Source organism: Actinomyces sp. S4-C9 (genome assembly GCF_000758775.1).
In the GTDB taxonomy this organism is placed as follows: Bacteria; Actinomycetota; Actinomycetes; order Actinomycetales; family Actinomycetaceae; genus Gleimia; species Gleimia europaea.
Genome location: NZ_JRMU01000018.1, coordinates 58,721 through 80,801 on the forward strand (window position 1 = coordinate 58,721; position 22,081 = coordinate 80,801).

Consider the following 22,081-nt stretch of genomic DNA (forward strand, 5'->3'; position numbering starts at 1 on the left):
CGCTTTGCTTCATCTACCGCAAATCCAGCCGCGAGAGCCCGCCGAATATCACAAACTCTCTGCCGGCCCAGACAGACGCTGGTACCGGCCTCTTCTAGCGATCGTTATCGCGCTGGTAGTTTTCCTTGCCCTATCAACCGTGGTGACATTACTTCCCCTAGCCGTGCCTGCCCTCCACACCCCCGGATACGAGCAGCTATTTACCGGCGAGATCGATGCTACGGATCCGGTTGTCTTCACCGTCCTAATGCTTAGCATAGCCGTTCTGATTCCCGCCGTATTAGCCGGCGTGGCGTTGGGCGCGCGTACGGGCGTGGGCTACTTTTTCTCGGTTGAAGGCCACTTACGCTACAAGTGGCTGGCCGCTTGCTTCGCCATTGCCATACCGATTTTCGCACTCGCTTTCATTCCAATGAGCTTGCTTGAGGGCACGGAATTCAAACCCGGACCACAACTGGCCATCCTCCTACTACTCACGCTTGTGTTAGTCCCGTTCCAAAGCGCGGCAGAAGAACTCACATTTCGCGCGGGATTCTTGCAAATGTTCGGATCGTGGATCCCTAACCGCTGGGTTTCTTTGCTCGTGGCCACTTTGGCTTCCGCCCCGGTGTTCGCGCTCCTGCACGGTTCGCTGGACGTGTGGATCCTCGCCGACCTGGCCGTGTTCTCTTTGTGCGCCGTATTTCTCATGTGGTACACGGGTGGCGTGGAGGCCGCAGTTGCCATGCACGCCTCCAATAACATGGTCATCCTTACCATCGAAGCGTTTTCTAACACTTCCGATTCCCTCATCAGTGAGGAAACGACGTCCACGCCTGCTGCATTCCTGGTTTCCACCGTCATCATGGGCACAGTTACCGCCGCCCTCGCTTTCGCGGCGAAGAGGGCAAAAGTAAGCCGCGTTCACGACCCGAGTAAGACGCCGCAGCCCGATGCTGTTTACTTGGCCGGAGAGCTTTCCAAGGGACGGTTCTACCCCGAATGGCAAAGCCTCTATCCGCAATGGGTGCTGGCTCAACACGGCATCATTCCGCCTGCACCGACCCCAGCCCAGCCGAATACGCAGGATGCGCACGGCCCGGATTACTTCCAGTAAAACCACCTGCTTTATCCCGACGCATTTTGCCCGCCCTTTGAGGCGGGCAAAATGCTACACGAAGGCACTTTAGACGCGATAAATTATGCGAGGGACACTAACTTACGCTAGCGTAAGATAAGAGCATAGTTCCTTTAGGAGAATCATGTCGACCATCACCGAGACGGCGCGCTCACACTACGAAAAAGGCGTGCCTTACGAGATTGCGGAGCCGGAAGCCTCCCTCTACCAGGTGTTAGAAGAAACGGCACGCTTCTACCCAAATAGGCCCGCAACCCAGTACTTTGGGCAGGAGCTTACCTATAGTCAGCTAAAGACCGAAGTCGATCGCGCTGCAAACGTCCTTCGCCTCGCGGGAGTCCGCAGAGGGGATGCGGTTTCTATCGCGCTACCAAACTGTCCACAACACGTGATCGTCTTCTACGCCCTCATGCGCATTGGAGCGATTGCTGCTGAACACAATCCGCTCGCCCCAATATCAGAGATTGAACAGCAGATTAAACGCCACCGCGGCAAAGTGGCCGTGGTGTGGGAAAAGTCAGTCTCCAAGTTTGCCTTTGGCCCCGGCCACCAGCTCCAAACTGTTTTTACCGTCGACATCACTCGGTACATGCCGGTTACTAAAAAGACGATGCTGGCGCTTCCCATCGCCCCGGCCCGCAAAGCTCGCGATCAGATGCGCTTAGCAGCTCCGGCCGGCACCCTATCCTGGGATGACAAGGTGCGCGCAGCCAGCCCAATTGACCCATCAACGCCGCATGCAATCGGCTCTGACATAGCGGCAATCTTGCACACGGGAGGAACTAACGGCGTACCAAAATCGGTTCCTTTGACCCACAAGAACATCGGGTCAAACGCAAACCAGAACCTGTCGTGGGTATACAGGTTGCACGAGGGCGCTGAAAACTTCTTCTCGTTGCTACCCTACTTCCACTCGTTCGGACTTTGCTTCTTCCTGGTTTGCGCGGTGAAGTACGGAGCCTGCCAGATCATGCTCCCCAAGTTCGACGTTGATATGGCCCTGGCCGCTCACTCGCGAACGCCGGTGACGTTTTTCGTTGGCGTTCCGCCCATGTTCGACCGGATTGAAAAGCGTGCACGCGAAAAGAAGATTGATATTTCTTCCATCCGCTACGCAATCAGCGGCGCCATGCCGCTACCGGCCGACGTTGCTGAGCGTTGGGAGAAATCCACTGGCGGGTACATTATCGAGGGGTACGGAATGACCGAGACCTCGCCCACAATGTGCGGTTCTCCCATGACTAACCAACGCCGCCACGGCGCTCTAGGCCTCCCCTTCCCCTCCACGCAAATGCGTCTGGGAGACCTCAACGACCCCGATGTTGAGCCGGCTGAGGGAGAGCCGGGCGAGATCCTCGTTAAAGGCCCACAAGTGTTTTCCGGCTACCTGGATGCAGACGAAGAGAACGCGCAGGCATTCACAAAAGATGGGTACTTCCGCACCGGCGATATCGGTATGGTGGACGACGGGTTCGTTTACCTTGCAGATAGGCGCAAAGAGCTGATCCTGTCCGGCGGCTTCAACGTCTACCCCACGCAAGTTGAGGAAGCGATTCGCTCCATGCCGGGAGTTAAAGACGTAGCCATTGTTGGCATGCCCGTTCCAGGCGGCGAAGAGGTTACTGCGGCCCTCGTGCTAGATGAGGGCGTTGAAAACATCACGCTAGAGGACGTACGCGCCTGGGCAGAAAAGAAAATATCCCACTACGCCCTCCCCCGCTCTTTGGCAATAGTCTCTGAACTTCCGCACTCCCAGATCGGAAAGATCATGCGCAGAGTTGTGAAAGATCGCCTCATGCTCGAGCGTGGCGGCAAATAACTCTTACCAATTGGTTTTGGCTCCGCATTTGCGGAGCCAAAACCATGCGTAGCAAGAACTATACGTTGAAACCGATTGCGCGTAGCTGTTCGCGACCGTCCTCAGTAATACGGTCCGGTCCCCATGGTGGCAGCCACACCCAGTTCAAGGTAACGCCACTTGCAACACCATTCAGCATCATGCGCACTTGGTTCTCAATCACATCCGTAAGCGGACAGCCAGCGGATGTTAGCGTCATGTCAATATTCACGTGATCATTTTCGTCAATCATGATGCCGTATAGCAGGCCCAGGTCAACGATGTTGATACCAAGTTCAGGGTCAATAACGTCACGTAGGCAGTCTTCAACTTCCTGCGCGGTAAGTTGTCCGAGGCTCTCGTGATCCACCGTAGCGGCGGCCTCCTCAGGTGCGACCTCCTGGAAGCGCTGTTCCACGGGCTCGGGATTAGCCATGGGATTACTCATTGTTGATCCTCCAATGCGACTCCTGCCTTCACCAGCGCGTCTTTCAACGCGTACCAGCCCAGCAGTGAGCACTTGATACGGTTTGGAAACTTAGCGGTGCCTTCAAACGCGGCGCCGTCCTCTAAACGATCAAGGAGCTCGTCAGAAACACCCTTTCCGCGCGAATGCATCATGGTTTCAAAATCTTTGTACAGCTGCGAGATTTCGGCAATCGACTTTCCATTGATTAGCTCTGCCATAACCGAAATTGAGGCCTGCGAAATCGAGCACCCGTCACCTGTCCAGGTGTAGTCAACGAGTTCGCCATCCTTCACGTGAACGCCGAGCGTGATCTCGTCACCGCAGGTGGGATTAACCTGGTAGGACTCTCCATCTACGTCCTCAGGAATCTCCCCCTCGCCAACACGCCTGCGTGAATGGTCGAGGATGACCTGCTGATACAACGTCTCCAAGCTTGACACTTACACTCCTCCAAAAAAACCACGAACTCGCGACAAAGCTTCACCGAACCGGTGCACCTCATCCAGCGTAGTTGTTAATGCCGCCGAAGCGCGATTCGATGAACGTACCCCAAATAACTTATGCAGAGGGATCGCGCAGTGGTGCCCCACGCGCACGGCAACGGACTCCGAATCGAGGTATTGACCCACATCGTGGGGGTGTACGCCCTCCACGGCGAACGCCACCACCGCTAGACGATTCTTAGTATCTGCTGGTCCGAGTAGTTGCACGCCGTCCGCGTTCTTAACCACATCAAGTAGAGCGGCTGTGATTTGCTCCTCATGCGCCGCAATCCGATCCATGCCTACCTCGCTCAGGAAGTCGAGCGCAGCCGCCCAACCCACCGCTTGAGCCACCGGTTGCGAGCCAGCTTCAAAACGGTTTGGCGGAGGCAAATAGATCGATTTTTCCATCGTCACGTTAGCAATGACAGAACCGCCCACCAGCACCGGAGGCATCGCCTCAAGCAACTCGTAGCGCCCCCAAAGTGCGCCTACACCGGTTGGCCCAAGCATCTTGTGCGAAGAGAACACGGCGAAGTCAACACCTAGTTCGCGCACGTTTATAGGCATGTGCGCTGATGACTGGCACGTATCAAGCAGAACGAGGGCACCCACGTGGCGCGCTGCAGCCACGATCTGTTCTACCGGGGACACCGCGCCTGTCACGTTTGATGCATGAGTAAAAGCAACCAGTTTGGTGCGCTCATCTATTACGTTCAACGTTTCGAGGTCAATGCGACCGTCTGGAAGCAGGTCGAGGAAGGCGAACTCGGCACCCGTGCGAGCTGCGAGCTCTTGCCAAGGGAGCAGATTCGCGTGGTGCTCGGCGCGTGTGGCAACGATTTTGTCACCGGGCCCAACCCGGAAGCGCTGCGCCTGAGTTCCTCCCATACCGGCGGCTGCGTTAGACATCGCGTAAGCAACAAGGTTGATAGCCTCAGTTGCGTTTTTAGTCCACACAATCTCTCGGGCGTCAGCCCCAACAAAGTTCGCAACCGTTTCGCGCGCAGCCTCAAACGCTCCCGTTGATTCATCGCCCAGCATGTGCGTGCCCCGGTTTACCGCGGCGTTATGCAAACGGTAAAACTCGGCTTCAGCCTCGATCACCCTAACGGGCTTTTGCGATGTAGCCGAAGAATCGAGATAAATGATCGGCTTACCATCGCGTCCAATGCGTCCAAGGATAGGAAACTGCGTGCGCAGATCCTCCACTTCCTGGGCAGAAAGCGCTTTGGTAAGCCGATCAGTTGTCATTAAAATCTCCGGACTAGTTGTTCAGGTAACGGTCGTAACCTTCTTCTTCAAGACGGTCAGCAAGCTCCGGACCGCCCTCGTCAACAATGTGACCATTCACAAACACGTGCACAAAATCCGGCTTAATGTAACGCAGGATTCGCGTGTAGTGCGTGATCAGTAGAACGCCGAGGTTCGACTTGTCGGCCACGCGGTTCACACCTTCAGACACAATGCGCAGAGCATCAATATCTAGGCCAGAGTCCGTCTCATCCAAGATAGCCATCTTCGGATTCAGCATTTCCATCTGCAAAATCTCCAGACGCTTCTTCTCGCCGCCCGAAAAACCTACGTTTACCTCACGCTCCGTGAACGCCGGATCCATACGGAAGTTATCCGTAGCTTCCTTCAGTTCCTTCACCCAAGAGCGGACCTTCGGAGCCTCACCATCAATGGCGGTCTTAGCGGTGCGCAGGAAGTTCGACACGGTCACACCCGGCACTTCAACCGGATACTGCATCGCGAGGAACAGGCCGGCCTGGGCACGCTCGTGCGGATCCATCTCCAGAATATTCACGCCGTCAAGCAGGGCCTCACCGGAATCAATCTGGTACTTCGGGTGGCCCGCGAGCGCATACGCGAGCGTAGACTTACCAGAACCGTTCGGCCCCATGATTGCGTGCTTCTCGCCAGAATTGATAGTCAGGTTTACGCCCTTGAGGATGTGCTTCATTTCCTCGCCGGTATCTACGCTGACGTGTAGATCCTTGATTTCAAGGGTAGTCATTTAAGTTTTCCTTACTCTACTTCCAGATCAACCAGAACGTTCTGGCCTTCAAGCTTCACGGGATAAGTACGCACAGTTTCGGTCACAGGTAGCGTGGCCTCCCCCGTCTTTAAGTTGATTTCAGCGCTGTGTGCCCAACATTCCACACATGCTTGCGAAATGTCTCCCTCGGACAAAGACACGTCCGCGTGGGGGCACGTATCGTAAATCGCGTACCAGTCGCCTACCGTGTCACGAATGATTGCGATCGGGAGCTCCTCTCCCGCCTCATTCGTCAGTTCGACCATGCGGGCCTGGCCCGCTTCTAGGTCTGCGGGGCATGCAACTTGGAAGCTCATCGCGACACCAGCTTGTCCATCGAGCCGCCCTTTTCCAGCTCGGCCTCGATGGTTTCCATAAGGTGTTCCTGGACGGAGGGTACGCCAATCTGGTTTACCAGCTCGCCGAAGAATCCTAGTACCACGAGGCGACGCGCGTCCCGTTCAGAGATGCCGCGGGCCATCAGGTAGAACAGCTGCTCGTCATCAAAACGGCCCGTCGCAGACGCGTGGCCCGCACCCTCAATCTCACCATTTTCGATTTCAAGATTTGGCACGGAATCTGCACGCGCTCCCTCGGAAAGCACGAGGTTGCGGTTCAGCTCGTAAGTGTCCGTTCCGTCAGCGTTTGCGCCAATCAGACAGTCACCCACCCAAACTGCTTGGGCATCCTTGCCTTGAAGCGCACCCTTGTAGGTAACGCGAGAGTAGCAATGCGGCTGCGTATGCGCGATGAACGGGCGATGTTCCAAATGCTGGCCAGCATCAACGAAGTACAGGCCAAGCATTTCAATATTGCCCCGCGGGGACGCGAACTCAGTATCTGCGCTCAGACGAACGAGGTCGCCTCCGAGCGTGACTACCACGTGACGCAACTGCGTGTCGCGCCCCGCCCGCATACGGTGATTCGAAGCGTGAGTAGCAGTGTCTTCCCACTCTTGGAGAGAAACTACCGTCAGCTTTGCCGCATCAGCCGCATCGATCTCTACAGTCTGGTTCAGCTTTCCCTTACCCTTGTGGTTGATTACTACCACTGCCTCGCTAGCTTCGTTAGCGCGAACGTAGATTCGCTGACTGCGGGGCGTTTCATCGTCGTTTGAGATGTTGATGAACACGGGTTCCGAAAGAGCCTTACCCTTCGGAATCTCAATGAGGTTTACCGAGTTCGCACGGACCCACGACACGACTGCGGTGCGATCGCCGGGAGCCAAGATCTTATCGAGATCGAAATCCTTAGCATCCACAACGCTCACCGAAGCCTCGCTCGGAGCGGTCACGGAAACCGGAAGGTCCGCCTCGGCGTGGCCAGACTCTTCAAAAAGCGCCTGGATGCGCTTTATAGGCGTAAAACGCCAATCCTCTTCACGCCCGTTTGGAACCGGAATATCAGCCGGGTTGAAGGAGCTGGGGCGGTCCGCTCGCGACGAGTAAGTCGCCTGGGTGCCCGCGCCGTGTGAATGGGCCCTAGCCATTGCGTTCGACATTTAGCCCACCGATCCTTCCATCTGTAGTTCAATGAGGCGGTTAAGCTCGAGCGCGTACTCCATTGGAAGTTCGCGCGCAATCGGTTCCACGAATCCGCGGACGATCACCGCCATAGCTTCGTTTTCTTCGAGTCCACGCGACATCAGGTAGAACAACTGATCCTCTGAAACCTTCGTCACAGTTGCCTCGTGGCCCATCTCCACATCGTCATTACGAACGTCAACGTACGGATACGTGTCGGTACGCGACTCCTTATCAACGAGGAGGGCGTCACAAAGGACGTTCGACTTCGAGTGGTGTGCCTTCTCATCGATCTCAACGAGACCGCGATAAGACGCACGGCCACCGTTACGGGCAACCGACTTCGCAACCACTGTTGAAGAGGTGTAGGGCGCCATGTGATGCATTTTTGCGCCCGTCTCCTGGTGCTGCCCTTCGCCCGCAAAACCGATAGAGAGTGTCTCACCACGAGCGTGCTCACCCATGAGGTAGCAGGCCGGGTACTTCATGGTTACAGCGGAACCGATGTTGCCATCGATCCACTCCATAGTTCCACCCTCTTCAACGACCGCACGCTGAGTCACAAGGTTCAAAACGTTGTTAGACCAGTTCTGAATGGTGGTGTAGCGAACGCGCGCATCCTTCAATACGAAGATCTCCACGATTGCCGCGTGAAGCGAGTTGGTGTCGTAAATCGGCGCAGTACAACCCTCGACGTAGTGAACGTAAGAGCCCTCATCCGCAATAATTAGCGTTCGCTCAAACTGGCCCATAGCTTCAGTATTGATACGGAAGTACGCCTGGAGCGGAATCTCCACGTGCACGCCCGGAGGTACGTAGATGAAGGAGCCGCCAGACCACGCGGCGGTATTCAACGCAGCGAACTTGTTATCGCCAGCCGGAACGGCCTTACCGAAGAAACGCTCGAACAGCTCCGGGTGTTCTTTCAAGCCCGTATCGGTATCGAGGAAGATAACGCCCTGCTTCTCCAAGTCCTCCTGGATCTGCTGGTACACAACCTCGGACTCGTACTGGGCAGCTACACCTGCGATCAAACGCTTACGCTCCGCATCGGGAATACCGAGACGCTCGTAAGTTTCTTTGATCTCGGGAGGCAGGTCATCCCACGAGCTCACCGGACGATCGGACGGGCGAACGTAGTACTTAAACGAATCGAAATCGATGTCATCGAGGTTTGGACCCCACTTAGGAGTGGGTTTACGTTCCCACGCCTTGAATCCCTTGAGCCTACGCTCAAGCATCCACTCAGGCTCTTCCTTAATGCTCGAAATATGACGAACAAGGGCTTCAGTTAAGCCACGCTCCACGTCAGCGCCATACACGTCAGTGTCGCGCCAGCCGTACTGGTACGCACCAATCGAGTCGATGATCTCGTCATCGGTGCGCGGCTTGTCTTCACCTCGTTCAACTTTCGTTGTAGTGGTCATTAGTTCCTTCCTAGTTCGAACGCTCGTGCGCTCGATCTCCACCGTGGCGCCAGCCGTTTCTTCTGGTCAGCGCCGCCACTGGAATGTGCGTTGTACACACGTGCTCGCCCCCCGCCAAAGTGGCAAGTCGCTGCACGTGTACGTCTAGCAGGCGCCCAATCGCCTGTGTCTCCGCCTCGCATAGCTGCGGAAAATCTTCCGCTACCTCCAGGATCGGACAGTGTCCCTGGCACAGCTGGATAGCAAAGTTACCTCCCCCAACGTCGCGCACGCTGGCCGCATAGCCATCCTGAGTAAGGGCGTCTGCAAGCGCCACCGCGCGCGCCCTCGGATCACGACCCGCAGCGCGAACCACGGGTGCATACTTGCGTTCAATTTCGCGCGAACGAACTGCGGCAAAGTTCTCGATTGCTTCCACTCCAGCTGTTTGCGCGAGGTATGACATAGCCCTCGTCGCAATTTCTGAATAGCTATCATGCAAGCGTTCGTGAGCAACGTCCGTGGCAATGTAATGGCGAGCCGGACGGCCCCGCGAGCGCTTCGTCGACTGCGGCTGCTCGCGTTCAGCTATCTCACCGGACTGCTCCAAAGTGGTGATATGACGGCGAACCGCAGCGGTTGTAAGCCCTAGAATTTTAGCGATAACCGATGCTGTTACCGGGCCTTTTTCAACTACGAGGTCGAGGACGAGTTCGCGCGTCCCCTGATCTACTGGTTCTGCCAAGGCGCCCTCCCTTCATGGCCGTATTCACACGTCGGCAACACTTCTCATAACCGACTTTTGCAAGTCTACCTTCTTTAAGCAACATCTTCATTACGTAATAGCTCGAATATCGCGTCTGCACCCGAGATCACACCGAAAACAAGCGAAGACAAAGCTCGGCAACGAGAGGATAAGCCGCCATAGTCAGCACCACCAGACGGCCGTATACCTATGGGGGTATTTCTGATATGATTTTGATGACTCCAAAGAAGAGTCTGAAAAGGACGAGTCCATCAGGACGCGGTCCCCGAGCTTAGGAGCATGGCATGTGTAGCCCAATTCGTTGCGCAAAGTGTGGCAAGACCACTTGGACCGGTTGCGGACAGCACGTAGATGAGGTTAAGGCAATGGTTGCCGACTCTGACTGGTGCACCTGCAACGAAAACTAACCAACTAAAAAGTGGGCGGTTAGCCGTAAAACGGCTAACCGCCCACTTTATTTTTGCTTCAATAGCGAACTACGCGCCTAGTCGCGTTGCTTACGGCTGAACGGCGACCTCAGCCACGGAGCGTCCGCGGGACGCAGACAGCTCCAGCCTTGCGCCCGCGCCGACTGCGCCGCCAAGATCCCCACCACCGCTGAGGGATTGTGCAACCTTCCGTCATGAATGGCAGCCACCGCCTCACGCATAGGAACCCAACGCAGTTGCATTGTGGCCTCTTCATCAGTTCGTTCAAACCGCTTCCCTGCGGGCACTTCCCTAACGTCGCGCGCCAAGAAAATACGCAGCCCCTCCGTGGTACCTCCCGGCGAAGTGAAATAGTCAACCAGAGTGTGCCAGGTATCTGCCTCGAGATCAGCCTCTTCAAACAGCTCACGTTTAGCAGCATCCACCGGCTCCTCGCCTTCAATATCAAGCAAGCCAGCAGGGATCTCCCATAAAGTCGCCTGCACCGGGTGGCGGTACTGGTCAACCAGGGCGACCTCGAGGTCCTGGGCCCCCTCACGAAGAGCCACAACAGCTACTGCCCCGGTATGCGCCACGTAGTGTCGCGTCACCACGTTGCCCTCAGTTACTTCAACGCGGTCCTCATCCATGTCGAACACCGCACCCGTCCACACGCGTTCGTGCGAGCGAACCGGCCTTGTATCCCTACGATCGGCTATCATGACAACCTCCTAGCTGTCTTCGTCTTCCATGGATTGCAGTAAGCCGGCCAGCACCGACTTCTTTCCAAGCGTGTACACCACTCCCGCGAGGATCGTTAGCCCCACGAAGCCGGCTGCGATTACCGCCAGCACGTGCCCCAAGCCTTCACCTAGAGCGGAAATATGCGTCGTCGCCAATGTTCCAAGCGCAGTTGCTAACCCCAACGGAACTAGCGAACGTGCGACTACAACCAGCATATCGCGCGCGCCGTAGCCATCCGTCACCTTGTGAATCGATACGAGCACCCCGATCGCCGCTACTGTCATCCCCACTGAATGTCCACCCGCGATTGCACGTAGCGTTGCAACGCCATCACCCTCGGCTCGCACAGATACTGCAACTAATGCAGCTTGTGCCGCCGCGACCGTTACCCACCCCGCGGCCGCCACCAGCCAGGCTAGCCGCGGATGTGAAAGCGCATAAAGCGCGCGTTGGCCGTAGAACAGCAAAGAAAATCCGATTAGGGCTGGAGCCATAATCGTAAGAGCGGAAGCCATCCCCGGAACGGGCGTGAGTAGCTCGAAGAAAGCCTGTGCCACCGGCGCCATGATGACCAACAAAGCAGAACCGAGCAAGGCCGCAATCAAAACTTTTTGCATCGCCCTCGCGGACGTAACTTTGAACTGATCCGTGCATCCGCTCTCTCCCTGCTCGGAAAGGAGGGGGAACGCCGCGGTTGCAACCGGATAGACCGCTACGGCATAGGGCAACCAGTAGACCGCCTGCAGGTACTGAAACACCGCTACCGTTCCTGAAGCACCGTAGGAACGCATAAGCCAAAGCGAGACGACCACAGCAAACTGTTGCGCCACCAATGCGCCCAGGCCGGAGGCTCCCAAACCTACCGCACGACGACGCTCATCGGCCCCAAGGCGCAGAGTGGGGCGAAAGCGGAATCCTGCTCTACGGGCAGGAATGAACAACGGCAACGACAGTGCCGCCACCCCCAGGGTTGTCCCCCAACCCAGCACCTCAACAGCCGTTTGGGGAGGAGCTTGGTCACGCGCCGGGTTCAAAAGCGCATAGCCAACGAACGACGCAACCACGGTCAAGGAAGACAACGCCGGCGCTATGGCCGGCCAGAAGAACTTCTTATGTGACTGCAACACACCCGTCAGCACGATAGATACCCCGTACAGCGGGATTTGCCACGCAAAAATCTGTAAGAAGCGGGTCACCAATGCCTGCTGGTCGGATACGATGGCATCCGCTGGCACGGGAAGCGCCTGCGCAATCCACGGGGCGGCAAGAAACACAACCGCTGCCACCACAGCAAGTATCAAGGTAACCCATGACAACAGTGCAGAAGCTACGCGATTAGCATATTGCGCGCGCCCTTTCGCAAGGGGCGCAGACAGTAGAGGCACCGTTATGCCCGCAAGCGCTCCGCCCACCACTATCTCGAAAATAATGTTTGGAATCTGATTAGCAGAAGCGTAGGCTCCTGCGGTAGCTCCAGATCCCACCAGGGCGGACTGCATTAGCCATCGCAAGAACCCGATAAGCCGTGAGGACAAGGTCGCAATTGCGATTATGCCCACGGCGCCGGTGAGGACGCCTCGCAGTCTTACCAGCCCGCCCGATGCCTTCATCTACTTAGATTTCACGCCCAACTCATCGAGTGTTGAAAGCACCTTCGAACTTTCAATCACCTTCGAAAAAGACACCACTTCGCCTGCCCCAATTACCCCGAGCGTAAGCGCGGCCATTGCCGTTCTAAAGCCGCGAGAAGACGGAACTATCGCGAGCATACCTACCTGCAAGCCAAGCGTATTTGCACCCACGTCACCAAGCATGGTTTTACCCGCCAGATCAGAGGGGGCGCTTCCGGCTATGGTGCCAAGGGTTGCACCAAACGAGCGCGGACTGACGCGGCTGGAAGACGCTATCAGAGAGCAGACACCTGCAGCTTTGAGTGCCCTACCTGGACGCAAATCAAACAGGTTTGCGATGTTGGCAGACCCCGCCACAATGATCGAGTCAATCAACCAGTCGTAAAATCCGCGATCATAGCGATTGCAGTGGACCAGCGCGTAGCCGGCAGCAGAAGAACCAATAGCTGCTACCTTTACCGCGCCGGTGGTTACCTCGCCACGCCTTAATGCTTCAAAGTGGCCAGCTAGTCCCTTCGCTTTTGGGGCGTCCTCACGCAAATCCTCAATGTCATCAGCGAGGCCCGCATTAGCGGTAGCAGCCAGAGCAGCGGCGGCTGCAAAGTCACGCCGCGCCACGGCAGAACCAATCAAAGCTGTGGCCGCTCCTACGCCTTCCGAAAGACTAACCTGCTCGTCCGCATGATTTGTACGTTGCAAAGACGGCGCGGTGCGAATCACATTTGTGATTATTGCCGTCAGTGCCGCCGCTCCCACACCACCTGCAAAAGCGATAGCAGACCTACTATTCACCAGCCGTTGCCTCCGTCTCGCTCGGTTGCGTAGCCTCGGTCTTGACCTGCGGTAGAGGCGGTACAAGATCGGTTGCTGTAGAGGCTGTTCCAAATGCGCGAGCCGTGCGATCTGCGCTCAGCAACGCAATCACGGTAGAGGCATGTCCCATGGAGGTACCCACCGAGTCAACCGAAGTCACAGCCACTGCCTGGCCGCGCACTAGCGAAATCAAGGAATCCGAAGCCGAAGCGTCACCAACCACAACACCAGCGGAAGGCGCCTTGGCAGCCATACCCGCAACTGCAACCAGCATCTGCGAGTCCGAACTATCTGCCTCGCTGTCCTCCTGGTTGGTCTCATTGTCCGTTTCCTGTGTGGCAGCCGTTGTCGCATCTTCTCCCACCGGGCGGGGACCTACAAAAATAATCGAGTCTGACACAACCTGATCGACTTCGAACGAAAGCAACGCGTTATCGGCATCAGCCAAGATTTCACGCAACAACTTCGTCTCATCGTTCGTCTTCGTAATAATCTCCAGGAGTGCCTGAGACAAGATGTCTGCGGCGGGTGCCTCCGCCGACACCTCGCCCGACAAGTGCGTAGCAACCGGACCTGCCAACGAATCACGGAACTGCGACATATCCTCCGAATACCACGCATTCGTGAGCACGACCCGCTGGTTTACCACACCGCCAGCAACATCAATGTACTTGGCGATTCCGTCAATATCCTCAGCGGCCGCGTCCTCCGTAGATACAATCGCGACCTTGCGGTCCTTCAGCGTACCGGGCAAAACCTGATGCACCGACTGCTCAATCCACGCATTACGATCCGCAACATCAGTGCGCAAACGCTCGATCTCCACGGACGTGCGTGCCTGCGACTCGCGCAAGACCTCGACCTGGCTCGTAAGTCCAGACGCAATTGGCCCCTGCAATGGACCCGCGCCGAGCACCACTCCAACCGCAAGCGCTAAAAATACTGAAATCAGTGAAACCAAATGGTACCTAAAATCGACCAATGTCCCTCCACTCACGTAAGGGGCGCACTCGGCGCCAAACCAAGCCAGCTGCGCAAGACGTCAACGACGTCAGAAAAATACACTGCCATAATCTGCAAAAAAGTTTGCCCCGCGGGTGTAACCGCAAGCGCAACAATCAAAGCTAAAATGCCCGCAGCTGAAAGCATAAACAACTGGAACGAAGAGATTCGCGTGCGATAGATCCTTGACACACCCTTCGCGTCCACCAACTTTGGCCCCACAACCAAACGCGTAAAGAACGTGGAAGCCATACCGGAACGGCCCTTATCCAAGAACTCCACCAGCGTCGTATGCGTGCCGAGAGTTACGATCAGACTTGCCCCCTTAGCATCGCCGAGGAGCATAGCTGCATCCTCTGACGTGCCCGTTGCGGGAAACACCACGTGTTCAACGCCAATGCGTTCCACGCGCTCCAATCCCGGGGCCCTTCCATCACGATATGCGTGCACCACGATCTCAGCGCCACACGTTAACGCCTTATCAGACACCGAATCCATGTCGCCAATAATCATGTCCGGCTTGAACCCGGACTCTAAAATCGCATCCGCACCGCCGTCAACGCCAACTAGAACGGGTCGGTAGTCGCGGATGTATGCCTTCAAAAGAGCGAGGTCTTCCTTGTAGTGGTAGCCGCGCACAACCACCAACATATGGCGGCCCTTGAACTTCGTCTTAACATCGGGAATACCAACCGCGTTAAGCAACAGGTCTCGTTCACGCGCCAGATACTCCATAGTGTTAGCTGCGAACGCCTCAATCTGGCTCGACATTCCATCTCGCGCAAGCGCCATCGCCTGCTCATTCGTCTCTGTGGTTTGACGAATACCCTGCGCCACGAGCTTATCTCCAGCGAATACTGAATCTCCATCAATACTCACCGCCTGCCCCTCGTGAAGGGTCATGATGTCCGGACCAAGATCATCAATCAAAATGATTCCAGACTCAAGCAGGATCGACGGCCCCAAGTTGGGATAGCGACCCGTGGTTGACTTCGCTGCATTCAGCACGGCCACCGGTTTCGCGGCCACCAAAGACTCGGCCGCAACGCGGTCAATATCCTCGTGGTCGATAACCGCGATCTCGCCCTCTTCCAAGCGGCGCGCCAGCTTCTTCGTGCGCTCGTCCACGCGTACTCTTGAGCCTTCGCCCGGTAACTCAACCTGGTTCCTAGCTTTCTTGAAAAAACGCTTCACACTCTTGATTGTGCCACCTTTACCTGCGAACGTAGCTCAGCGGCATGCGCGCGCGCCGTTTGTGACGATTCCGACCCTGAAAGCATGCGCGCAAGTTCCACAATCCGCTCCTCTTCTGTGAGGCGGTTCACTTCGGTAGTGGCGCCCGACTTTGTGATGAGCAAGTGGCTATCCGCCCATGCCGCTACCTGCGCCAAATGGGTCACCACCAGCACCTGCCGATCACGAGCTAGCCGGGCCAACCGCTTCCCTACCTCACGCGCTGCGCGGCCACCAACGCCTGCATCTACCTCGTCAAACACGTAGGTTAAGTTCGTTGCGGATGCCTCGCTGTGCTCAGCCAGCACCACCTCCAACGCCAACATCACGCGCGATAATTCACCGCCGGATGCTCCACTTCCTAGCGGCGCCGGATTCGCGTCGGGGTGCGCCTGCAGAAGCATCTCAACATCCTCAATACCATTCGGACCCGGTTTTTCACGCTCTTTAAACTCTACGAGTAGACGCGCATCTTTCATCGATAGGCCCGCTAGCTCTGTATCCACCAGCTTCGAAAGCCTGTGTGCTAACTTGTGCCGTTCATTAGAGAGTTTGCGGCCAACCTTAATTACCTGCCCTTGCGCATTTGTGAGTTCACCCTGGAGCTCAGCCATACGATCATCGCGCCGCTCCAGGTCACCAAGCCTAACCTCGGCCGCATCGGTCCACTTGAGCAGCGCTGGAATATCAAGAGCACGGCCACGCAGAAGAGAAGTTATAGCGCGGCGACGCTGATGTACATATTCCAAACGAGACGGATCGGCGTTTAATCCCTCCAAATACTCGGCGAGGTCGTCGCGGACCGTTTCTAACTCAACCAGTTGCGCATTCAAACGCCGAGAGACTTCCGCAAGCTTTGGGTCAAGCCCCTCGAGCTTTGCCACGTGGCCGGCAGCCAATCCAACAGCATCCACAGATCCGGAACCGTCTTCCCCCACAAGTGCGCGATATGCGAGCGCGAGACCGCTCCGTAGCTCCTCCACGTTCGTGATGCGCTCAGCTTCAAGGCGCAGAGCCTCATCCTCGCCCTCAACTAGGTCAAGGGAACGGACCTTTTGCACCACCGGGCGCAACTGCGCAATCTCCGCTTCAGCCTCGTCAAGACCTCGCGCAAACTCATCGAGGGCGCGCCTAGCATTTACAGCCTGGTTCCAGGCGTCCGTATAGTGTTGAACCAGATCAGCGTGGCTTGCTCCTCCAAACTTGTCTAAAAACTCGCGCTGTGCGCGCGGGGAACGCAACTCAATCTGATCGGACTGGCCGTGGATAACCGCCAGATTGGAAGCAAGATCTTCAAGTAGCGACACCGGGGCGGGGCGCCGATCCAAATATGCCCGCGAGCGTGACTGCGACACCTTTCGTGAAACCACAACTGTTTCACTTTCAAGGTCAAACTCACCTAGCGCATTCGGATCTATGGTGAACACGCCATCAACCACTGCTTGCGACTGGCCGGCCCTGATCTTAGATGAATCTGCCCTCTGCCCAAGTAGCAGCTGAAGCGACCACAAAACCATCGTCTTGCCAGCCCCCGTCTCGCCTGTAAGCACTGTTAGCCCAGGTGAAAACTCTACGTGCGCTGATTCGAGAACACCCAGGTTCTCAATGTGGAGCTCTTCGATCAAGACTCCTCCAACCCCAGTCGCCGCCAACCCGAGACCGGAAGATCAAACTTAGCTACCAAACGAGCCGAGAACGGGGTATCCGATAGACGAGCGAGCTTCACCGGAACTTTGGAGGGTCGGCACAGGATTCGAGTACCTGCGGGGGCGGTGATGCGGCGGATACCATCGCACCAAACCTCAATATCTGCCCACTGTTGCTTCAAGATTGAAACCTCAAGTTCTGAGTTTGGCCCAACAACCAAAGGCCTCGTAAACAAGCCGTGAGCGGCCAACGGAACCATCAGCACGGCCTCGGTATCTGGCCACACTACCGGCCCGCCCGCCGAATACGAGTACGCTGTAGATCCCGTAGGAGTGGACAAAATGATACCGTCTGCCCCGTACGTGGAAACCCCCTGCCCATCCACGCCGATACCAAAGTGTGCCGGATGCGCCAGATCGGTACGCATAATTGCCGCCTCATTAATCGCCCAATCATGTTGCACGCTACCGTCAGGCATCTGCACGTCAAGTTCTAGCGTCATGCGCTCTTCCACCGCATAGTCGGCCGCAGCCACTCGATCTACCAGCGACTCCAAGGAACTAACCTCGGCCTCAGCCAAGAATCCCATATGCCCGAGATTCACGCCCAAAAGCGGGATGGACCGCTCGCGTGCTGCCTGCGCCGACCACAAGATAGTGCCATCACCACCGAACACGAGGACAAGTTCGACATCCCGGTCAGACTCCGCACCCACAACAGCGATTTCGCGCTCCTCCAGTGCTACCTGTACCTGGGATGCCAGTTTGGCCGCGTCTTCACGCTTCTCGTTCACGATCATCATGATCGAACGCATTAAGGCTCCTAACTTAGGCGGTTGCCGGCGGGTCCGTCGGCGATCGCCTGTGCAATCCGATCATCCAGATCCGCCTGACTAATTGCGGCTGAATGCTCCGACTTCAACGCCACAAAATATTCAACATTTCCTGCGGGGCCGGGAAGAGGACTAGCCGCCAAACCGTAAACCTTCAGGCCTAACTCACCGGCTTTGTCCAAGACTTGGCGCACAGCGAAGTGATGCAGTTCCGGATCCCGAACCACGCCTTTTGCCCCTAGCTTATCCTTGCCCACCTCAAACTGCGGTTTCACCATCAACAAGAAATCAGCCTGTGGATGCGCAACGCCTTTCAAAGCTGGAAGCACCAAAGTTAGAGAAATGAAAGAAAGATCCGATACCACAACCGTTGGTGGCGGCGCCACGTCTTCAGGCAACAAGTAGCGAACATTTGTCCGGTCTTTAACCTCAACGCGCGGATCGGACTGCAGGCGCCATATCAGCTGCCCGTAACCCACATCAACGGCTACCACCTTCGCGGCACCCGCGCGTAGTAGTACGTCTGTGAAACCACCGGTCGATGCTCCCGCATCCAGGCAACGCTGACCGCGGATCACGGGAGCAAGATCACCGAGAATCTCAAGCGCACCCGCAAGCTTATACGCACCTCTAGATGCATAATCTGGCGAGGAACTTTCATCCACAATCAACGCCTGCGCCGGATCCATCTGCCTGGCGGGCTTGGTAACAACCTCCCCATCCAGCTTCACAAAACCAGCATGGATCAGTTCTTGCGCCTTCGAGCGTGATGGTGCGAGCGAACGTCGCACCATCTCCGCATCGATACGTCTTAGGCGTGCCACTGCTCGGTCCCGCCTTCAAGCTGGGCAGACAACTCCGCCTCAGCTTGCTTCAGCTTCGCAAGACGCTGAGCTAGAGGCAGGTTGTCAGCCTGCTCCCAGTCTTCCTCCCACTGCTCCAGATTCACTCAGACTCCTGTGATTCCTCGTCCTCTTCAGCAAGATGACGAGTTTCTTCAAGTAGCTCCTCCAGATCTTCCTCACCGGGAAGAAATGCTGCGACGGATTCCACATCCACCTGCGCAAGTTCCTCATCGCTTACATCCGAGGCGGGCATATCGTCCAGATCGGTTGACTCTGCCACTACGGGCTCTTCCACCTCGGGTTCAACGGGCTCTAAAATTCCCGCGGGATCATCGTTATCCACAACGGTAATCAGCGGGCAAAACACCTTCGAATCATTCTCCCGCGCATACTCCCACGCAGCCGCGATAAGGGCCCGGTAGGAGTCAAGCGTGACGGTGGTGCTGTCTTCCAGAAGCGCTACGCCATCGAGAGTCAGCCTGCCTGCCACGACCTTTGCGATCTGACCAACGCCACAGCTCCAGGTGCCGTCACGGTGGTGACGGGGGCGAGGATGCGGCTCATTGAGGCCGCGCATATCGGTGTGCACGAGCTGGGGACGAAGACCACGATCCGCAAGGATTACCGAGCGCGCGTCATGGACGCCGGTCAACACGTGCATCGAGGGGATCGAAGCTGAAAGCGCTCCAGCGACATCGGTCTCCAGCCTGTCGCCAATGGCGATAGCATGCTCTCCCCCAACCATCTCAATGGCGCCGCGGAAAATAGCGGGCAGAGGTTTGCCCGAAACCTTGGGCTTCTTGCCACTCGCGTAGCGCACAGCTCGCACAAGAGCACCATTACCCAGCGCAAAACCGCGCTCGGTTGGGAGTGACCCGTCCATGTTGGTCGCATAGTAGGCAGCGCCGTTAGTAACCGCGTATGCAGCTTCAGACAGCTCTGCCCATCCCAGGCTCTTATCAAGCCCCTGCACTACTGCATCCGGGTTGTCATCGGCAGAATCTACTATCTCAAATCCACCGTTAGTAACAGCTTCGCGCAAGCCCTCGCCACCGATTACGAGTACTTTTGCCCCCGGCCCGAGGTCTTCAGTCATTAGATTCACCGCGTCCATCGCGGAAGTCATGACATCCTCAGGCTCCGCCGGGAATCCCAGATCGGCCAGCTGAGCAGCCACTGCCTTTGGCGAACGCGAGGAGTTGTTCGTTACAAAAGCGTGCTTCATGCCCGCATTGACGGCCTGTGAAACACTCTGCGCAGCATGCGCAACGGGCTGGCTACCGTGATAGCACACTCCATCAAGGTCAAGCAGGAGCGTGTCGTAACGCTGCGACAGCGGCTCATCAGAGCCCTTGAGATCCGAGCGCACGTCATCCACATCCGATTCCGCCAGCATCTTAAGATCAAGAATGTCGTTATCCTCAGGCAGAGGCGGCATCGAAGCCTCAACTTCGTCAGCTTCTTCACCGCGACCAAGAGAACGTAGATGGTCAGCCTGTGCACTCATCAAACGGCTTCGAAGTTCATCGTCAGAGTCCGGGCCGAGCTTAGCTAGAGCATCTTCAACAAGCACCAGTGCGGTGTCTTTCTCTCCTAAATCAGAGCGAGCGCCAGCAGCTACTAGAACCAGCTCAACCTGCTCTGCAACGTCTAGCTGGGAAAGATCGGTTTCATCAATAAGTTCAAGCGCCTTTTCTGGTTTTCCAAGGCCGCGCTCACAATCTGCTTCAACAGCGCGGAGCGAAAAATCGTTACGCATACGGCGCACGGCTCGCACTTCACGCAGAGCCTCCTGGTAGCGCTCCGTAGCATAAGCGGTGAGAGCGGCGGCCTCGCGCACAATATCGACGCGGCCAGCACGGCTAACTGCTGCCTGGGCATACGTGTAGGCACGCTCAGGGTCCATATCAATCAACTGACCGGCCATGACGAGGAGCTTTGCAACCTCTTCCTGGCTGTGTGCACCTAGAGTTGCGAGGGTTTGGTACGCAGCGGCGTCAAGCTCTTGGCCCTCCAGCCCTTCCGGGATCGGCAATCCCTGAATCTGGTTGACACGTTCTGCGAACTCGTCATCGAATTTGTCGTAAGCTGCGGATGCCGCATCGTGCTGGTCTTCAAACCGATTGGGCCGCTCATTTTGGTACCTGTCGGAATCGAAATTCCGGCGTCCGCCGCGATCACGGTTGAAGCGGGAACCGCGATCGTCCCTATCAAACCTGCGACCACCCGGGTTCTTACGGCCAAAGTCACGTTCGCGCCTATCATCGTGATCAAACCTGCGGCCCGGGCGATCTTCACGGTTAAACTGGCGCCCTCCACGGTCGTCGCGCCGGTAATCACGCCCGCGTCCGCCAAAGTCACGCTCGCCGCGTCCAAATCTGCGGTCCGAACGACCATCGCCCGAGAAGTTACGATCATCACGGTCAAAACGTCGACGTGGGCGCTCTCCATTCTCAAAGCGCCGGCCTCCACGGTCGTTGCGGCGGAAGTCGCGATCTCCGCGTTCAAAACGTCGGCCTCCACGGTCATCGGAATCAAAACGACGGTGGTTGTCGTCACGGCGGTATCCGCGATTATTGTCGAAGCGCCTTCCACCGCGCTCGTCGCGATCAAACTTACGGTACCCGCGATCTTCCCGGCGAAAACCGCGATCATTGCGGTCAAAGTTGCGCTCTCGCCGGCCGTCACCATTGCCGTCACGGCCATAACGTCCGCCACGGTTTCCAAATTCCGAGCGGTCGCCGTCAAACCTGCGTCGGCCGCCCTCGCTCCTATTCTCGAAGCGTCGTCCTCTATTTCCAAAATTACTATCGCGCTCTGAGCGCCACTGCCTGTTATCGAAGTTTCGGTCTCTACCGCGCTGGTTTTCGCTCATTATTCCTCTTGTCTTCCGCAGCCGCTTGGTCGGCTGGCACATCTCCTACCTCAGGATCGTGCAATCCTCATAATACCGCTTAAGTGAGACATTTTAAGAGCGGATTTTCGTGAGCTAGCGCGCTATCGAGATACATCACTCCCGAACCCCGACCTGCCCTCCCTTTCCGTGGGAGGGTGCAGTGATTGTAGGCGCGGCGAGGTCTCCCCGGTAGTGTGTGACTACCATGTTGTGTTGCCTAGTGGCGATGGCCTGCTCGAGGGGCCGGCCGGTGGCCTACGACTAGTACTGGTGGCTTGTTGTAGGTGGGGTTTGTTGCGCTGTGTTTAAGGGTTCGACAGTGGTGGGGTGGGTGCACGTGTTGGGGCCCCACCAAGTGGTGAGGCCCCAAAACGTGTTAAAAGAATGATA

The 22,081-nt window shown here is 56.8% G+C and carries 21 protein-coding genes; 3 read left to right on the forward strand and 18 right to left on the reverse strand.

The window, feature by feature from the left end:
- The first annotated feature begins 4 nt into the window (after positions 1-4).
- Together HMPREF1628_RS08735 and HMPREF1628_RS07435 are read left to right on the forward strand one after the other, a co-directional pair.
- Positions 5-1,096 (forward strand): type II CAAX endopeptidase family protein, encoded by a 1,092-nt coding sequence (locus tag HMPREF1628_RS08735; protein ID WP_052038990.1) that lies wholly within the window; start codon positions 5-7, stop codon positions 1,094-1,096.
- A gap of 145 nt (positions 1,097-1,241) precedes the next feature.
- Positions 1,242-2,936: an AMP-binding protein gene (locus HMPREF1628_RS07435; RefSeq protein ID WP_034510382.1), complete on the forward strand. Its 1,695-nt coding sequence runs from the start codon at positions 1,242-1,244 to the stop codon at positions 2,934-2,936.
- A gap of 58 nt (positions 2,937-2,994) precedes the next feature.
- On the opposite strand, the gene HMPREF1628_RS07440 is transcribed toward HMPREF1628_RS07435, so the two are convergent.
- Genes HMPREF1628_RS07440 through HMPREF1628_RS07475 form a run of 8 tightly spaced genes read right to left on the reverse strand, consistent with a single transcriptional unit; the run spans position 2,995 to position 9,620 of the window.
- On the reverse strand, positions 2,995-3,402 hold the full coding sequence (locus tag HMPREF1628_RS07440; RefSeq protein WP_034510385.1) for a metal-sulfur cluster assembly factor: 408 nt from the start codon (positions 3,400-3,402) through the stop codon (positions 2,995-2,997).
- A complete protein-coding gene (gene sufU / locus HMPREF1628_RS07445; protein ID WP_034510388.1) occupies positions 3,399-3,863 on the reverse strand; it encodes a Fe-S cluster assembly sulfur transfer protein SufU in 465 nt (154 codons plus the stop codon). Before sufU ends, HMPREF1628_RS07440 begins: the two co-directional genes overlap by 4 nt.
- Entirely contained in the window at positions 3,864-5,159 is a 1,296-nt protein-coding gene (locus tag HMPREF1628_RS07450) for a SufS family cysteine desulfurase (RefSeq protein WP_034510390.1), read from the reverse strand. It lies immediately after the preceding gene.
- Positions 5,160-5,172: 13 nt separating this feature from the next.
- The gene (gene sufC / locus HMPREF1628_RS07455) at positions 5,173-5,925 is read right to left on the reverse strand and encodes a Fe-S cluster assembly ATPase SufC (protein WP_034510392.1); all 753 of its coding nucleotides are present in this window, start codon (positions 5,923-5,925) and stop codon (positions 5,173-5,175) included.
- Between the two features lie 11 nt (positions 5,926-5,936).
- Positions 5,937-6,263 carry a Rieske (2Fe-2S) protein gene (locus HMPREF1628_RS07460; RefSeq protein ID WP_034510394.1) on the reverse strand — a complete coding sequence of 109 codons (327 nt, stop codon included), beginning with the start codon at positions 6,261-6,263 and terminating at the stop codon, positions 5,937-5,939.
- Positions 6,260-7,447 carry a Fe-S cluster assembly protein SufD gene (gene sufD, locus HMPREF1628_RS07465; RefSeq protein WP_034510397.1) on the reverse strand — a complete coding sequence of 396 codons (1,188 nt, stop codon included), beginning with the start codon at positions 7,445-7,447 and terminating at the stop codon, positions 6,260-6,262. Before sufD ends, HMPREF1628_RS07460 begins: the two co-directional genes overlap by 4 nt.
- Positions 7,448-8,896: a Fe-S cluster assembly protein SufB gene (gene sufB / locus HMPREF1628_RS07470; RefSeq protein WP_034510400.1), complete on the reverse strand. Its 1,449-nt coding sequence runs from the start codon at positions 8,894-8,896 to the stop codon at positions 7,448-7,450.
- A gap of 10 nt (positions 8,897-8,906) precedes the next feature.
- Complete coding sequence (locus tag HMPREF1628_RS07475) at positions 8,907-9,620, reverse strand: helix-turn-helix transcriptional regulator (protein WP_034510402.1); 714 nt, start codon at positions 9,618-9,620, stop codon at positions 8,907-8,909.
- A gap of 305 nt (positions 9,621-9,925) precedes the next feature.
- Between HMPREF1628_RS07475 and HMPREF1628_RS09265 the strand changes: the two genes are divergently transcribed.
- Positions 9,926-10,048 carry a hypothetical protein gene (locus tag HMPREF1628_RS09265; RefSeq protein ID WP_261666660.1) on the forward strand — a complete coding sequence of 41 codons (123 nt, stop codon included), beginning with the start codon at positions 9,926-9,928 and terminating at the stop codon, positions 10,046-10,048.
- A 77-nt stretch (positions 10,049-10,125) separates the two neighbouring features.
- Here the strand turns inward: HMPREF1628_RS09265 and HMPREF1628_RS07480 are convergent, their stop codons facing one another.
- From HMPREF1628_RS07480 to HMPREF1628_RS07520, 10 genes are read right to left on the reverse strand one after another with little or no spacing between them, the layout of a single operon-like run.
- The gene (locus HMPREF1628_RS07480; protein ID WP_034510405.1) at positions 10,126-10,770 is read right to left on the reverse strand and encodes an NUDIX domain-containing protein; all 645 of its coding nucleotides are present in this window, start codon (positions 10,768-10,770) and stop codon (positions 10,126-10,128) included.
- 9 nt (positions 10,771-10,779) lie between these two features.
- A complete protein-coding gene (gene murJ / locus HMPREF1628_RS07485) occupies positions 10,780-12,402 on the reverse strand; it encodes a murein biosynthesis integral membrane protein MurJ (protein WP_052038991.1) in 1,623 nt (540 codons plus the stop codon).
- Positions 12,403-13,215 carry a hypothetical protein gene (locus HMPREF1628_RS07490; protein WP_052038992.1) on the reverse strand — a complete coding sequence of 271 codons (813 nt, stop codon included), beginning with the start codon at positions 13,213-13,215 and terminating at the stop codon, positions 12,403-12,405.
- Positions 13,208-14,218: a copper transporter gene (locus HMPREF1628_RS07495; protein ID WP_034510409.1), complete on the reverse strand. Its 1,011-nt coding sequence runs from the start codon at positions 14,216-14,218 to the stop codon at positions 13,208-13,210. The genes HMPREF1628_RS07490 and HMPREF1628_RS07495 overlap by 8 nt, the downstream gene beginning before the upstream one ends.
- An 11-nt stretch (positions 14,219-14,229) precedes the next feature.
- Positions 14,230-15,432 (reverse strand): putative cytokinetic ring protein SteA, encoded by a 1,203-nt coding sequence (gene steA / locus HMPREF1628_RS07500; protein ID WP_034510412.1) that lies wholly within the window; start codon positions 15,430-15,432, stop codon positions 14,230-14,232.
- Positions 15,429-17,096 (reverse strand): DNA repair protein RecN, encoded by a 1,668-nt coding sequence (gene recN, locus HMPREF1628_RS07505; RefSeq protein WP_034510416.1) that lies wholly within the window; start codon positions 17,094-17,096, stop codon positions 15,429-15,431. Before recN ends, steA begins: the two co-directional genes overlap by 4 nt.
- Positions 17,093-17,932 carry an NAD kinase gene (locus tag HMPREF1628_RS07510; protein WP_034510418.1) on the reverse strand — a complete coding sequence of 280 codons (840 nt, stop codon included), beginning with the start codon at positions 17,930-17,932 and terminating at the stop codon, positions 17,093-17,095. The genes recN and HMPREF1628_RS07510 overlap by 4 nt, the downstream gene beginning before the upstream one ends.
- A gap of 8 nt (positions 17,933-17,940) precedes the next feature.
- A complete protein-coding gene (locus tag HMPREF1628_RS07515; protein ID WP_084703323.1) occupies positions 17,941-18,774 on the reverse strand; it encodes a TlyA family RNA methyltransferase in 834 nt (277 codons plus the stop codon).
- On the reverse strand, positions 18,762-18,899 hold the full coding sequence (locus HMPREF1628_RS09035) for a hypothetical protein (protein WP_156956943.1): 138 nt from the start codon (positions 18,897-18,899) through the stop codon (positions 18,762-18,764). The genes HMPREF1628_RS07515 and HMPREF1628_RS09035 overlap by 13 nt, the downstream gene beginning before the upstream one ends.
- Entirely contained in the window at positions 18,896-21,670 is a 2,775-nt protein-coding gene (locus HMPREF1628_RS07520) for an HAD-IIA family hydrolase (protein ID WP_232219416.1), read from the reverse strand. Before HMPREF1628_RS07520 ends, HMPREF1628_RS09035 begins: the two co-directional genes overlap by 4 nt.
- Positions 21,671-22,081 lie beyond the last annotated feature (411 nt).

Excerpts from the sequence above, each read along its gene's own strand:
- HMPREF1628_RS07460 (WP_034510394.1), bottom strand. The coding sequence starts at position 6,263 with ATGAGCTTCCAAGTTGCATGCCCCGCAGACCTAGAAGCGGGCCAGGCC.
- HMPREF1628_RS09265 (WP_261666660.1), top strand. The coding sequence starts at position 9,926 with ATGTGTAGCCCAATTCGTTGCGCAAAGTGTGGCAAGACCACTTGGACC.
- HMPREF1628_RS07440 (WP_034510385.1), bottom strand. The coding sequence starts at position 3,402 with ATGAGTAATCCCATGGCTAATCCCGAGCCCGTGGAACAGCGCTTCCAG.
- HMPREF1628_RS07520 (WP_232219416.1), bottom strand. The coding sequence starts at position 21,670 with ATGAGCGAAAACCAGCGCGGTAGAGACCGAAACTTCGATAACAGGCAG.
- sufC (WP_034510392.1), bottom strand. The coding sequence starts at position 5,925 with ATGACTACCCTTGAAATCAAGGATCTACACGTCAGCGTAGATACCGGC.
- HMPREF1628_RS07435 (WP_034510382.1), top strand. The coding sequence starts at position 1,242 with ATGTCGACCATCACCGAGACGGCGCGCTCACACTACGAAAAAGGCGTG.
- HMPREF1628_RS07480 (WP_034510405.1), bottom strand. The coding sequence starts at position 10,770 with ATGATAGCCGATCGTAGGGATACAAGGCCGGTTCGCTCGCACGAACGC.
- sufD (WP_034510397.1), bottom strand. The coding sequence starts at position 7,447 with ATGTCGAACGCAATGGCTAGGGCCCATTCACACGGCGCGGGCACCCAG.
- HMPREF1628_RS07450 (WP_034510390.1), bottom strand. The coding sequence starts at position 5,159 with ATGACAACTGATCGGCTTACCAAAGCGCTTTCTGCCCAGGAAGTGGAG.
- sufB (WP_034510400.1), bottom strand. The coding sequence starts at position 8,896 with ATGACCACTACAACGAAAGTTGAACGAGGTGAAGACAAGCCGCGCACC.
- HMPREF1628_RS07510 (WP_034510418.1), bottom strand. The coding sequence starts at position 17,932 with ATGCGTTCGATCATGATGATCGTGAACGAGAAGCGTGAAGACGCGGCC.
- murJ (WP_052038991.1), bottom strand. The coding sequence starts at position 12,402 with ATGAAGGCATCGGGCGGGCTGGTAAGACTGCGAGGCGTCCTCACCGGC.